Consider the following 12,987-nt stretch of genomic DNA (forward strand, 5'->3'; position numbering starts at 1 on the left):
GGACCCGCCGCCAACATAGGGAATTTTACACGCCCACAATTGCGGAAACTTCGGTGCCCGTTGACACCACGGGAACAGGAACCTCGTCACGCGCCAGCGTCAGCGAGACCAGCGTCTGGCAGTTGGCGCGCTTGCCAAGCGCGGAGGCATATTGCAGCGCGACCCCAACCGAGCGGTCGCCCTTCTTAGGTAGGGCCGTGTCGTCGACCACCAGGACGGCGTCATCGCTGCCTACCAGCCTGTCGGCTTGCACGGCCAGTTCCGTCTCCAGCGGCCCGGCATCCCAGATGCCGTCCGAGATGAAGTGATGCAGACGGTCGTAGTGCTCAGGCGCGAGGCGCTCGGCCATCGGGCCTACGCTCTTGCGCTCGCCCGGCCCGATCAGACCCGAGACATAGACCGGGCACATCTGCCGCCGCTTCTTGTGACCAAGCTTCTCCACAAACGGCTGCAGCCACGCCGTCAGGGCAACGCCCAATTCCACCATCGCGATCCCTCCAGTTCCAGCACGAAGGATCGGCAACCATCATTGATAATCCGTTAATCTGCCAAAGTAGTGCTAGGCTGCTAGCTTGGATTCAACGCCGCGTGTCTCAGGCGCCGCCCTTGACATGTATATGCGAGGTCCAATATGTTACCAAACAGTAGAAATCATTGTATCGGCGACCTAGTTGCCGGAGGATAAATCGGAGCGCGAAGCGAGCTCCAACGGGAGGGACCATGCGCTTTGAGACAATCGACTATGTCGAGGACGGACTTGTCGGCTGGCTAACTCTTTCGCGCCCGGAGGCATTGAACGCGCTGTCGTCCGAGATGCTTCTCGAGATCGAGCGGATTCTGGACGGGATGTCCGGATCGGTGCGCGTCCTTGTGATTACCGGTAAAGGCCGCGCATTCTGTGCTGGCGCGGACCTGCATAGCGTTGGGCGATCGCTCGACGGATCGCTGGATCTGCCTCGCTTTATCAAAAATTGCCAAGGGCTGTTCGCCAGGTTGAGGGCTTTGCCTTTTCCCGTGATCGCCGGGATTAACGGTGCCGCGATGGGCGGAGGACTAGAGCTGGCACTTTCGGCCGACATTATCGTGGCGAGCGATACGGCCTTGATTGGAGATGGTCACGCAAATTTCGGCGTAATCCCGGGCGCAGGGTCATGCGCCATCCTCCCCCGCATCGTGGGGCCGGTGGTTGCGAAGTATCTGCAATTTACCGGCTCCACGATGAATGCGGATGAACTTCGGCAGGCTGGCCTGGTTGCAAAGGTATGGAGCGCCGACGATTTTGAGGCTCGTCTTCGCGCACTGGCTGCATCCATTGCTGAGAAAAGCCCACTTGCGCTGGCTCACATGAAAAGGCTGAGCAACGCCTCTGCGGATCAGTCGGTCGAGTCGGTCCTGGATCTCGAAATGGAGGCGAACACCGTCCACGTGACTTCGCAGGATATGAGGGAAGGCTTGGCTGCATTCGCCGAGAAGCGACGGCCGGTTTTCAAAGGCATTTGAACCAGGAACGACATCAATGAACATTTCAGAAAGCATTGCGGTGGTCACCGGAGGCGCATCCGGTATCGGGGCGGCCTGTTGCAAGCGTCTAATTCATCTGGGCGCGAAGGGCGTCGCGATACTCGATCTCAACGAGGAGGCGGGCAATAACCTTGCGCGCGAACTCGGCGACCGCTCTTTATTTTGCAAGACTGATGTTGCCGATCTCGGGAGCGTAGAGGCGGCGGTTGACCTGGCAGAAAGCAGTCTTGGACCTGTCAACACGGTTATTGCCGCAGCCGGCGTTGCTGCGCCGGCTAGGCTCTTCGGTAAATCCGGCCCGATCCCGATGGAAAAATTCGACGCAACCATACGGGTCAATCTGTACGGAACCCTCCATGTGATCCGCACAGCCGTAGGTTCTATGCGAAAGGGACCCGAACTGGCCGACGGCGAACGCGGGGTGATCATCTGCGTATCGTCGGGAGCAGCCTATGAAGGGCAGGTTGGCCAGATTGGATATAGCGCTTCGAAAGCAGCGATTGTCGGAATGACATATCCGCTGATGCGGGAACTAGCGCCCGAAGGAATCCGGGTCGTCACCATTGCTCCCGGCGCGTTCGACACGCCCATCTACGATAGTGTGCCTCCATCGGTCAAGGCAGGACTCGAAGCGCAAATGATGTTCCCCAAACGGCTGGGCCATCCTGAAGAATTCGCGATGTTTGTAGAAGAGATAATCAGAAATCCTGTTCACAACGGCCGCACGTATAGATTCGACTCCGGTGTCATATTGAGCGCTTGAGACTTCAAAATCGCGTTCTTTAGAAACACCCAATCCAAATAGCATCTGATATTTTCCAAAGAGGAAATGCGTCCATGCGCAAAACGTCCCCGTGGGTTAACGACGAACTTGAGGCTTTCCGGCGGACGGTTCGTCATTTCTTCGAAACGGTGGTGACGCCGCACCGGGAACAGTGGGAAGCCCAGCAGCACGTGGATCGTTCGGTCTGGAAGAAGGCAGGCGAACTGGGGCTGATCTGCGCGTCGGTTCCCGAAGAGTACGGTGGAATGGGAGGCACGTTTGCTCACGAGGCGATCATTGTCGAGGAGCAGGCCAGGGCGGGTGACACCGCATTCGGCCTGATCATGGGATCGCCCATGGCGTTGCCTCCGCTCCTGAACTACGGCTCGGTAAGCCAGAAGCGAAAGTACATGCCGGAGATTGCGGCAGGCAACGCTATCGTCGCGTTTGCGCTGACCGAACCCGGCGCTGGCTCCGACGCTAAGGCGATTCAGACTACGGCGCGACGCGACGGCCACAGCTATGTCCTGAACGGCCAGAAGACGTTCATCTCCAATGGCTACAATGCTGATCTGGCGACGGTCGTCGCCCGGACGGGTCCGGCTGAGACGGGCGCTGGCGGCATTTCTGCCTTTTTCGTGGACCTCCGCGAACTTGAAGGCTACTCGGTCGGTCGGATCCTGAAGAAGATCGGACAGAAGGGCCAGGACACGGCGGAGTTATTCTTTGACGACTGCCGTATTCCTGCCGATGCGCTTCTTGGTGGTGTGGAGGGGCGAGGTTTCGGCCAGATCATCACCAGCTTGCAGGCCGAGCGCACTATCCTCGGCCTGTACGGCGTCGCCTATGCGGAGCAAGCGCTGGAGCTGACGCTGGAGTACGTAAAGTCGCGGCAGGCATTCGGAAAGTCACTCTTTGATTTTCAGAATACACGGTTCAAGCTTGCCGAATGTGCGACGAAAGTGCGGATCAGCCGACTTTTCATCGACGACTGCATCGCTCGGGTTCTCGAGGGTACGATAGATCCGGCGACAGCCTCCATGGCGAAATACTGGGGAACGGACTTGCAGGTCGAGGTGATCGACACCTGCCTCCAGTTTTTTGGGGGGTATGGCTACATGACCGACTATCCCATCGCCCGAATGTTCGCAGACGCCAGAGTTCAGAGGATCTATGGCGGAGCGAATGAGATCCAGAAGGAAGTCATCGCTCGCTCGCTCTAGGAATGAGCGGCGATTTTTGAGCGCGCACACAGCAAGGGGCAGCGGATGCCGGGACCTTTGACCGGATTGAAGGTGATCGAGTTGGGCGGCATAGGTCCTGCTCCGTTCTGCAGTATGCTGCTGGCCGATCTCGGAGCGGCGGTGACGCGCATTGAGCGGCCGCAAGGCGTGCGTCTCGTTAGTTCAGCGATACCGCCCCTTGAGCCACCCATCGATGTGCTCCATCGCGGAAAGGACGTTGAGTATCTTGACCTCAAAGTGGCGGAGGGGCGCGAAACGGCATTCGAGCTGCTCAAGACCGCGGACATCGCCATAGAAGGCTTCCGGCCCGGCACGATGGAGCGGCTCGGTCTGGGGCCTGCCGAATGCTTCGCGGAGAACAGTCGGCTGATCTACGGGCGCATGACGGGATGGGGCGGCAGCGGTCCAATGGCGCAGACAGCTGGACACGACATCAACTATCTCGCCCTGACGGGCGCACTGGATGCCATTGGAGCGCCCGGCCAGCCGCCGACCGTGCCGCTCAATCTCGTCGGCGATTTCGGCGGCGGCGGCCTCATGCTTGCCTTCGGGCTGCTGGCCGCTCTTCATGAGCGCACGCTTTCCGGCAAAGGCCAAATCGTCGATGCTGCTATCGTGGATGGCGTATCGGTTCTGATGGCTTCCCTTTACGGTCTCCGTTCGTTTGGCCTTGAGGCGGCACCACGTGGGACCAATGTGGGAGACGGAGGCTGCCCATTTTACGGCGTATATGAGTGCGCCGATGGGCGCTATGTTGCCGTTGGCGCGCTGGAAGAGCCATTCTTCAAGCGGTTGCTGGAGCTGCTGGCATTGCCGAACGAATGGAGTTCTCGTTTCGACAAGGAATGCTGGCCTGCGATACGGGAACGCTTTGCAGAACGTTTCATGTTGCGCAGTCGCGACGAATGGTGCCGGCTCGCGAACGGGAGTGACGCGTGCGTCACTCCCGTCCTCGACTCCGCCGAAGCTCCAGGTCACCCGCACGCTGTCGCCCGCGGGGCATTCTTCACTCATCAGGGTGTGACGCAGCCAGCGCCAGCACCCCGCTTCAGCCGTACGCCGGCGGTTGTCGCAGAAACTTCTGGCACCAGGACTGGAGAAGTAAATCATGGATAAGTCGCGGCCCCTAATGCCAGGCCTGTTCAGAGAGACTACGGACGGGCCTGTTTTGATCGGAAGCCGCTGTGAGGCATGCGGAAGAACCCATTTCCCGCTCGTTGCCACCTGCCTTGATTGTCTTCGGAAAGACTTGAAGGAAGTGGATCTGCCGCGAAGGGGCACGCTCTTCTCCTTCACCACAGTTCAGGTGAGATCCTCGAACTTTGGGCCGGGTCATACGGTCGGCTATGTGGAACTGGCAGACGGTGTGCGTGTCTTCGCGCCGCTCGTTGCGTCGAAGGAGCAGCCACCGGAGGTCGGCCAGCATGTCCGGCTAGAAATCAGTCCTCTCTGGCGTGTGCACGACGACACTGAAGTCATCGGCTACCGCTTTGTCCCGGAACTTCCGGGCGCCAAGGGAGAAGCGAGCCATGCGTGACGTCGTGGTGCTGGGTGTAGGACAAAGCGTGTTTGGAAAGTTCCCGGAGCGCTCCGTCTCCAGTCTCGGTTGCGAGGCCGTACTCGCCGCCCTCGACGATGCTGGTATCGGACCGCGCCAGGTACAGACCGCTTACTCCTCGCGTCTATACTCGGACATGATAACGAGCCAGACGATTCTGAAGGAGATCGGCATCGTCGGTATCGAGATGACCAATGTCGAGAATGCATGCGCTGGCGGCGCTACGGCCGTCCGGCAACTTTGGAAGGACATCGCAGGTGGCTTTTGTGACGTCGGTATCGCACTCGGCGTCGAATCTATGACAACGAGCCCGGTGGCTGGCAAGCTGATACCGCCGGCTCACGATGACCTTGAGGGCCAACTTGGGATGTCCATGCCGGCTCTTTTCGCTCTGATGGCGCGGCGGCTGATGACAACGCAGGGAGCTACTATCGAGGATTTCGCGCAGGTGTCAGTCAAGGCTCACGATGCCGGCGCGCTCAATCCCTACGCTCAGTATCGGAAACGGCTCACGGTCGATGAGGTGGTGGGCTCTAGGATGATTGCCGATCCCATTACGCTGCTACAGTGTTGTCCCAATACCGACGGTGCGGCTGCGATCGTGCTCTGTTCGTCGGAATTTGCGCGCCGATACACCACCAAGCTTATTCGAATCATAGCGTCCTCTCTTGTTTCCGGCGACTATCTGTTCCGGAAGGACGACCTGACAACCTTCCGCCTCGGCGCCGCAGCTGCGGAGAAGGCGTACGAGATGGCGGGCGTCGCCCCGCGAGATCTCGATCTCGTCGAATTACACGATGCCTTCGCATCGGAGGAGATCATGCACTACGAGGACCTCAGCCTTTGCCCGCGCGGCGACGGGGTCGGGTTGCTCAGGTCAGGGGCGACCTCGCTTGGTGGCCGAATCCCCGTCAATCCGAGCGGGGGGCTGCTGTCTCTGGGACATCCGCTCAGCGCGTCGGGCGTGCGTAACATCTGCGAGATTGTACTCCACCTGAGGGGTCGCGCCGGCGACCGGCAGGTACACAATGCACGCCTCGGGCTTGCCCAGATGCTCGGTGGCGCGGCAACCGGGCTTGAGGCCGGTGCGGCTAGCGTCCACATCCTGGCAGCTTGAGGCGCGGACCTACTGCATACCGTCCAGATCGAAATCCCGCGTCCTTCGTGTTACTCAATAGTAGAATTACAATTGATATGGTCGAAGAGATATGACAGTTTGAAGAGCCTGCGATAAGGCGCTCGAAACGGCGTCGCGAGGAGAGGCTTGGGTGAGTCACCTGGAATGGGAGGAATAACAATGCATCGATTGAATCTAGTCAGGACGACCGCTTTACTCACCGTGTTGGCAATACCGATTGGGGCAGCTCATGCCCAGGATGCGATCCGGATCGGGGCAGTCCTTTCAATGACCGGCCCGGCGGGCTACAGCGGCGACCCGCAGGCAAAGACACTTAATGCCGAGGTCAAAGCTTTAAATGATTCTGGAGGTCTGCTTGGGCGGCAAATCGAACTTGTTATTTATGATGACGCTGCCGATGCCAGCACCGCACGTACTTTTGCGACGAGACTTGTCGAGGATGATGGGATAGTCGCCGTGATCGGCGGCAGTCTAACCGGCACAACGATGGCCATAATGCCGGTTGTTGAAGAGGCTGAGCTGCCACAGATTTCCCTAGCCGGCGCGCTACAGATCGTCGAGCCGGTGCGCCCCTATGTATTTAAAACACCGCATACCGATCGCATGGCATGCCAAAAGATATTCATCGATATGCAGGCGAACGGGATCAGCGGTGTCGGCCTTATTTCTGGAACGGACGGTTTCGGGGCCTCGATGCGGCAGCAGTGCATCGATGTGGCAGCAGACTACGACATAACAATCGTGGCGGACGAAAACTACGGTCCGAACGACATCGACATGACCCCTCAGCTCAATCGAATAAAAAATACGGCTGGGCTCGATGCCGTCCTCAATCCAGGCCTTGGCACGGGCCCGGTCACGGTCACGCGCAACTTCCGACAACTTGCTATCAATGTACCACTCTACCATGGTCACGGCGTGACAACACAGAGTTTTGTTGATCTTGTTGGCGAAGCCGGTGACGGCGTTCGCATGCCTGCACCCGCACTCTTGGTGCCTGATCAACTGCCTGACGGTTCGCCCCAGAAAGATGTCGTCGATGCGTATGTCGCTCGCTATACATCAGTCTACAACGAACCCGTTTCAGCGTTTGGCGGTTACGCGCACGATGCCCTGTTGATCCTCACAAGCGCAATCGCTGCTGCGGGCTCCACTGAACCGTCAAGTATCCGCGACGCTATGGAAGCGACAACCGGCGTCGTGGGGGTCACCGGCGAGTTTAACATGACTGTGGAGGACCATATGGGGTTGGATCCTTCCGCCTTCATCATGGTGGAGATACGCGACGGGAAGTGGCTGATCGTCGACACCCCCGCGCAATAGCTTTCTTTCCAAATCTCGTGCGCCCCTGGTTTCGAACTTTCGACCGGTTGCGCACAACTTTTTGCGTCGCGGGGTTCAAGCATGGCGGAATTTCTACAGATACTGTTCTCCGGGATTACCGTCGGTGCGGTGTACGCCCTGGTCGCGCTCGGGTTCACGCTGGTCTACAACGCATCGCATGTCGTGAGCTTGGCGCAGGGCGAATTCGTGATGCTTGGCGGCATGGTTACTGCTGCGCTCGTCGCGGCCGGTTTCGGCGTACCCTTGGCAGCGCTGTTCGCAGTGGCATTTGCGGTCATGGTTGGGCTGGCGGTCTATCGCTTTTCCATAGCTCCGGCCGCGGGAGCCTCCCCGATCACGCTGATCATCATCACGCTTGGAGTGGCCATCTTTATCCAGGGAGTGACGATGGTCGTTCTTGGAAAGCAGATCCATTCGCTGCCGCCATTCCTCGGATCGGAGCCTCTTCTGGTAGGCGGCGCCACTGTGCTACCTCAGGGCTTGCTCGTGGTGGGCGGTTGCTTCTTGCTCGTCGTTGCCTTGTTCTACTTTCTCGAGCGGACGCTCGTGGGCAAGGCGCTGATGGCAACCGCCGCAAACAGGCTGGCCGCCCAACTTGTCGGGATCGATACCAGGGTGATGCTCGCCCTTGCTTTCGCCGCCTCAGCCATAATGGGAGCGATCGCAGGTATTCTTGTAACGCCGCTCACCCTCACGAGATTCGACATCGGCATCGTGATGACCGTCAAGGGTTTCGCGGCAGCGATGCTGGGGGGCATCGGCAGCCCCTTCGGGGCGGTAGTTGGGGGACTTTTGCTCGGCGTGCTCGAAGGGCTGGGCGCCGGCTACGTCAACTCCGCCTACAAGGACGCCATCGCCTTTCTCGCGATCCTGCTGACGTTTGCCTGGCGGCCGCAAGGTCTGTTCGGGCGCAAGATGGTGGAGCGGGTCTGATGGCTATTCTCCTATCCTGGCGCTTCACGCCACTTCTGGCGCTCGCGACGCTCCTGCTTGTGCTGCCCCTTCTGTTCCATTCGAACCTGCACTATCGTCTCGGAGCGCTTGTGTGGACGTTCGGGCTGGCCGCGATCGGGGTCAATATCCTGATGGGCTATGCCGGCCAGGTGAGCCTTGGCCATGCAGGCTTCTTCGGTATCGGTGCCTATTCGGTGGCGATCGGCCCAGCCCATTTCGGATTGGCGCCGTTATTCGCCGGCCTCATCGGTGTGGCAGCGGCAGCGGCTATCGCCTGGATCGTGGGCAAGGCGATTCTCAGATTCCAGGGGCTCTATCTCGGCATCGCGACGCTGGCATTCGGCATCCTCGTGACGCTCGTCCTCAACAACGAAGCGCAAGTCACTGGCGGCCCGGACGGGATGCAGGTAAAGGCGGCAGCGCTGTTCGGCTGGAGAATCTCGGGAGCCGTCACCTGGTACTGGGTGAGCGGTGCCGTGATGCTGGCCGGCGCCTTCCTTGCCCTCAACCTCCATTCGAGCCCAAGCGGTCGGGCGTTGCGCGCCTTGCATGACAGCGAGGTGGCTGCGGCCGTCGTCGGTGTCGACACGGCCCGCAAGAAACTGCAGGCCTTCGTAATCGCCGCAGTATACGCGGCTGTCGCTGGCGCAATGCTCGCCCTCATGAACGGTTTCGTCACGCCGGACGTCTCCTCCCTCCTCTCCTCCATCGAAATGGTGACGATGGTCGTGATCGGCGGAATGGGCTCGATCTTCGGCTCAGTGGTCGGTGCCGCGTTTATTACGGTTCTTCCGCAACTCCTGGTCTGGCTGCACGATTTTGAAACCGCATTTCTTGGCCTGACGATCGTGCTGTTCCTGGTGCTGCTTCCCGCAGGCATCGTCCCGAGCCTGGTCGACCTGTTTCGGAGACTGGGAAGATGAGCGTCCTTTCCGTGCGCGATGTCGCGATCTCGTTCGGCGGCGTGGACGCTATCGACGGCGTGGGTTTCGAAGTGGAGGAGCGCGAAATCTTCTCTATCATCGGACCCAACGGCGCGGGAAAGACGACGCTCTTCAACATCATCAGCGGTCTCTACAAGCCTGCGCGCGGATCCGTCGAACTCGCCGGCGCATCGATCCTCGGCATGCCCACCCATCGCCTGGCGCATCTCGGGCTGTGCCGAACCTTCCAGAACCTCCAGATATTCTTCCGCATGTCCGTGATCGAGAATGTGATGTCAGGCTGTCATGTCAGCGAACACACGGGACTGACGGCCGATCTTCTCGGTCTGCCAAGCATGCACACGCAGAACCGGGCGACCCGAGAGGTCGCCTTCGAGCTGCTCGGCAGGGTGGAACTGTCGGAACGCGCCGACGAGATCGCCGGAAACCTTGCCTATGGTGAACTGAAGAAGCTTGAGATCGCACGCGCGCTCGCCTCTGCCCCGCGGATACTACTGATGGACGAGCCTGCCGCCGGGTGCAATGCAACGGAGACGCAGGAACTCGGAAGGCTCGTGGCCGAAACGGCAAAGTCCGGCGTCACCATCGTCCTCATAGAGCATGATATGAAGCTGGTGATGGGAATCTCCGACCGCGTGCTGGTGCTCAATCAGGGTCGCCGCCTGGCGGAAGGAAAGCCGGACGAGATCAGGCGTGATCCTTCGGTTATCGAAGCGTATCTCGGTGTCGGCGCGGCGGAGGCAGGCGATGCTTGAAGTCGACTCGATGCGCAGCGCCTACGGCCGCATCGCCGTTCTCCACGGCGTCTCCTTCCGGGTCGATCGCGGGGAGATCGTGGCGTTGATCGGCTCCAACGGAGCGGGGAAGACGACCATCCTGCGGGTGCTGTCGGGCGTACAGCCGCTGACCGGCGGCAGCATATGCTTAGACGGCCGGCCGCTGGTTGGCTCACCCAGCAGGCGTGTGGAGCTTGGCATCGCCCATTCCCCGGAAGGGCGGCAGGTCTTCGGCCCCCTTTCCGTCGAAGACAATCTGCGTCTTGGAGCTTACCGCCACCGCGCGGACATGACGCAGAAGCTCGAACGAACCTACAGCCTGTTCCCGGCACTGGCGGAGAAACGCCTCAAGCGTGCTTCGGAACTGTCCGGCGGCCAGCAGCAAATGCTGGCAATAGGCCGAGCGCTGATGGCCGAACCAAAGTTCCTGCTTCTGGACGAGCCCTCCCTGGGCCTCGCGCCGGTCGTCATCGACCAGATGTTCGAGACGATCAGGACGCTGAACCGGCAGGGCACGACGATCCTGCTGGTCGAGCAGAATGCAGCGGCTGCGCTGTCACTGGCCGACAGGGCTTATGTCGTTGAAACCGGCAAGATTGTGCGTGAGGGCGCTGGCACGGCGTTACGCAATGATCCAGCTGTCCGTGCCGCATATCTTGGGCTTTAGCTATGGAACCCGGAGCAGGACAGAAGGGTCTCGAGGCACTGACGGAGTGCGCATTCTCGGTCGGCGAAAACTTTTCCGAACCGGCGGTGTTCACCGACGAATCGATTCGCGAGATCGCCACGCTGACCGGTGATTTCAATCCGATCCATCACGACACCGATTTTGCGCGCCAGAGCCGGTTCGGCGGCCTGATCGCCTCTGGAGGGCATGTGACCGGGTACATGATGGGCGTTGCATCCCGCTTCCTGACGAGCCGCGGAGCCGGGCTAGGAATCCAGATGGCATTCACCCTTCGGCGGGCCACGCCGGCGAACGTCCCGCTGACGATCGAGTGGACGATCCGACGCGTCGAGCCGCAGCAACGAGCCGGGCGCCATCTCGTCGAACTTGAAGGCGAACTTTCGCAGGACGGAATACGACTGGTAACGGGCTCGGTGACCTGCCTCGTAAGCAGGGAACCGTTTTACTAGTCCGCCAGAGTTGTCGCGCCGGGTGGAGTTTAAAATGGGAGAGAAACATGAACGGAATCGACTACTTTGAACGTGGCTGGAGTGCCGGGAGAGACACGGTCTGCTTGATCGACGGTGTGACCCGTGAGCAGATGACATACGACGAAGTACGAGCGTTAACATTCAGGATCGGAAATGCCCTTAAAGGTCGCGGCTACAATACCGGCGGTCACGGAGCGATCCTTGCGCTGAACGAAATTGGCGCATTCGTCACTTATCTGTCGCTGTTTCGTCTGGGCATGGCGCCGATCACGATCAATTCGCGCAACTCCGTGGAGGAGAACGCCTCGCTTCTCGACGCGATGGACTGCGAGATACTGTTCTACACATCGGCATTCGAGCAGGCGATGGATACCGTCCGGAGGTTCGCTCCGCGTATCAAGGAGTATGTCTGCATCGATAGCGCTGCTGGCAGCGCCCCCTCCCTCGACCAGTGGATAGACGGTTATGGGGCCGATGAATTCGAGATCCCCCACGATCCGAATCGGCTGCTGCTTATCCAGCCCACCGGTGGCACTACCGGTCGACCGAAAGGCGTGATGGTGGCGCATCGCGGAATGGAGACTCATGTGGCGAACATGATGGCCATGGAGCCATGCGATTATCGACCGATCTACCTCGCTGCCGCTCCGCTCACGCACGCCGCCGGTTACCTGATGCAGACGGTGCTTTCCCAGAACGGAACCGGCATTCTGCTCTCCAAGCCGGACAAGCAGTTGATCCTCTCCCTGGTCGAGGAGTTTCGCGTAACTCACACGTTCCTCCCTCCGACCTTGATCTACGAACTTCTCGATCATCCGGATATTGGCAAATTCGACTATTCCTCCATGCGATGCTTTCTGTACGGGGCATCACCGATGGCTCCGGAGAAGGTCAAGCGGGCAATCGAAGTATTTGGGGCATCCATGTGCCAAGCATACGGACAGGCGGAGGCATCCTACCCGAACACGTTCCTGTCGACAAAAGACCATGTCGAAGCCGTCCGGCATGCGCCGGCGCGGCTCGCCAGTTGTGGCCGGGCCACTCCTTTCTGCATGGTCGCCATCATGAAGGATGGGCAACTTCAGCCCGACGGTGAGATTGGAGAACTTGTCATCCGCACCACAGGCATCATGCTGGGCTACTACAAGGATGCTCAGGCGACGGCGGAGGTTGCCCAGAACGGTTGGCACCTCACAGGAGATGTCGGCTACCGCGACGCCGACGGGTTCTTCTACATTGTCGACCGAAAGAAGGACATGATCATCACCGGTGGATTCAATGTCTTTTCGATCGAAGTCGAGACGGTCTTGCTATCTCATCCAGCGGTTCAGAACTGCGCGGTAGTCGGCGCCCCCGATCCCAAATGGGGCGAGCGGATCCTTGCAGAGGTTGAACTCGCTCAGGGCGCAAGCATAACTGAGGCGGAACTGATTGCATATTGCAAGGAGAAGATCGGCTCACTCAAGGCGCCCAAGCAGATTGTTATCGCCAATGAACTTCCCCGAAGCGCTGTGGGAAAAATCCTTAAGCGCGAAGTGCGGGCGAAGTACTGGGCCGACAAAACGCGTATGGTGAACTAAACTAGCG

Annotated in this window: 13 protein-coding genes and 2 pseudogenes; 14 read left to right on the forward strand and 1 reads right to left on the reverse strand. The window is 59.7% G+C overall.

The window, feature by feature from the left end; all coding sequences use genetic code 11:
- Positions 1-67 precede the first annotated feature (67 nt).
- Positions 68-487, reverse strand: a pseudogene (locus tag ACX82Z_RS13875) (transposase); the annotation flags it as partial.
- Between the two features lie 233 nt (positions 488-720).
- Between ACX82Z_RS13875 and ACX82Z_RS13880 the strand changes: the two are divergent.
- The 14 genes and pseudogenes from ACX82Z_RS13880 (at position 721) to ACX82Z_RS13945 (ending at position 12,980) form a co-directional block, all read left to right on the forward strand.
- Positions 721-1,500 (forward strand): enoyl-CoA hydratase/isomerase family protein, encoded by a 780-nt coding sequence (locus ACX82Z_RS13880; protein ID WP_024586541.1) that lies wholly within the window; start codon positions 721-723, stop codon positions 1,498-1,500.
- 16 nt (positions 1,501-1,516) lie between these two features.
- Positions 1,517-2,284, forward strand: a complete 768-nt coding sequence (locus tag ACX82Z_RS13885; RefSeq protein ID WP_024586542.1) for an SDR family NAD(P)-dependent oxidoreductase — start codon at positions 1,517-1,519, stop codon at positions 2,282-2,284.
- Positions 2,285-2,358: 74 nt separating this feature from the next.
- A complete protein-coding gene (locus ACX82Z_RS13890) occupies positions 2,359-3,507 on the forward strand; it encodes an acyl-CoA dehydrogenase family protein (RefSeq protein ID WP_024586543.1) in 1,149 nt (382 codons plus the stop codon).
- Between the two features lie 57 nt (positions 3,508-3,564).
- Complete coding sequence (locus ACX82Z_RS13895) at positions 3,565-4,644, forward strand: CaiB/BaiF CoA transferase family protein (protein WP_161632245.1); 1,080 nt, start codon at positions 3,565-3,567, stop codon at positions 4,642-4,644.
- A 13-nt stretch (positions 4,645-4,657) separates the two neighbouring features.
- Positions 4,658-4,768, forward strand: a pseudogene (locus ACX82Z_RS13900) (zinc ribbon domain-containing protein); the annotation flags it as partial.
- Between the two features lie 18 nt (positions 4,769-4,786).
- Positions 4,787-5,065: a Zn-ribbon domain-containing OB-fold protein gene (locus ACX82Z_RS13905; protein ID WP_244437353.1), complete on the forward strand. Its 279-nt coding sequence runs from the start codon at positions 4,787-4,789 to the stop codon at positions 5,063-5,065.
- Positions 5,058-6,203 (forward strand): thiolase family protein, encoded by a 1,146-nt coding sequence (locus ACX82Z_RS13910; RefSeq protein ID WP_024586546.1) that lies wholly within the window; start codon positions 5,058-5,060, stop codon positions 6,201-6,203. Before ACX82Z_RS13905 ends, ACX82Z_RS13910 begins: the two co-directional genes overlap by 8 nt.
- A gap of 180 nt (positions 6,204-6,383) precedes the next feature.
- Entirely contained in the window at positions 6,384-7,547 is a 1,164-nt protein-coding gene (locus tag ACX82Z_RS13915) for an ABC transporter substrate-binding protein (RefSeq protein ID WP_029660278.1), read from the forward strand.
- Positions 7,548-7,628: 81 nt separating this feature from the next.
- Positions 7,629-8,501: a branched-chain amino acid ABC transporter permease gene (locus ACX82Z_RS13920; protein ID WP_024586548.1), complete on the forward strand. Its 873-nt coding sequence runs from the start codon at positions 7,629-7,631 to the stop codon at positions 8,499-8,501.
- Positions 8,501-9,445, forward strand: a complete 945-nt coding sequence (locus tag ACX82Z_RS13925) for a branched-chain amino acid ABC transporter permease (RefSeq protein WP_024586549.1) — start codon at positions 8,501-8,503, stop codon at positions 9,443-9,445. The genes ACX82Z_RS13920 and ACX82Z_RS13925 overlap by 1 nt, the downstream gene beginning before the upstream one ends.
- Positions 9,442-10,221 (forward strand): ABC transporter ATP-binding protein, encoded by a 780-nt coding sequence (locus ACX82Z_RS13930; RefSeq protein WP_024586550.1) that lies wholly within the window; start codon positions 9,442-9,444, stop codon positions 10,219-10,221. Before ACX82Z_RS13925 ends, ACX82Z_RS13930 begins: the two co-directional genes overlap by 4 nt.
- Positions 10,214-10,909, forward strand: coding sequence for an ABC transporter ATP-binding protein (locus tag ACX82Z_RS13935; protein ID WP_024586551.1), 696 nt, complete (start codon positions 10,214-10,216; stop codon positions 10,907-10,909). Before ACX82Z_RS13930 ends, ACX82Z_RS13935 begins: the two co-directional genes overlap by 8 nt.
- A 2-nt stretch (positions 10,910-10,911) precedes the next feature.
- Entirely contained in the window at positions 10,912-11,379 is a 468-nt protein-coding gene (locus ACX82Z_RS13940) for a MaoC family dehydratase (protein WP_024586552.1), read from the forward strand.
- Positions 11,380-11,426: 47 nt separating this feature from the next.
- Positions 11,427-12,980 (forward strand): class I adenylate-forming enzyme family protein, encoded by a 1,554-nt coding sequence (locus ACX82Z_RS13945; protein WP_024586553.1) that lies wholly within the window; start codon positions 11,427-11,429, stop codon positions 12,978-12,980.
- Positions 12,981-12,987: the final 7 nt, after the last annotated feature.

The organism is Aliihoeflea sp. PC F10.4 (assembly GCF_054612275.1).

Excerpts from the sequence above, each read along its gene's own strand:
- ACX82Z_RS13880 (WP_024586541.1), top strand. The coding sequence starts at position 721 with ATGCGCTTTGAGACAATCGACTATGTCGAGGACGGACTTGTCGGCTGG.
- ACX82Z_RS13935 (WP_024586551.1), top strand. The coding sequence starts at position 10,214 with ATGCTTGAAGTCGACTCGATGCGCAGCGCCTACGGCCGCATCGCCGTT.
- ACX82Z_RS13930 (WP_024586550.1), top strand. The coding sequence starts at position 9,442 with ATGAGCGTCCTTTCCGTGCGCGATGTCGCGATCTCGTTCGGCGGCGTG.
- ACX82Z_RS13925 (WP_024586549.1), top strand. The coding sequence starts at position 8,501 with ATGGCTATTCTCCTATCCTGGCGCTTCACGCCACTTCTGGCGCTCGCG.
- ACX82Z_RS13940 (WP_024586552.1), top strand. The coding sequence starts at position 10,912 with ATGGAACCCGGAGCAGGACAGAAGGGTCTCGAGGCACTGACGGAGTGC.
- ACX82Z_RS13920 (WP_024586548.1), top strand. The coding sequence starts at position 7,629 with ATGGCGGAATTTCTACAGATACTGTTCTCCGGGATTACCGTCGGTGCG.
- ACX82Z_RS13885 (WP_024586542.1), top strand. The coding sequence starts at position 1,517 with ATGAACATTTCAGAAAGCATTGCGGTGGTCACCGGAGGCGCATCCGGT.
- ACX82Z_RS13945 (WP_024586553.1), top strand. The coding sequence starts at position 11,427 with ATGAACGGAATCGACTACTTTGAACGTGGCTGGAGTGCCGGGAGAGAC.
- ACX82Z_RS13910 (WP_024586546.1), top strand. The coding sequence starts at position 5,058 with ATGCGTGACGTCGTGGTGCTGGGTGTAGGACAAAGCGTGTTTGGAAAG.
- ACX82Z_RS13915 (WP_029660278.1), top strand. The coding sequence starts at position 6,384 with ATGCATCGATTGAATCTAGTCAGGACGACCGCTTTACTCACCGTGTTG.
- ACX82Z_RS13890 (WP_024586543.1), top strand. The coding sequence starts at position 2,359 with ATGCGCAAAACGTCCCCGTGGGTTAACGACGAACTTGAGGCTTTCCGG.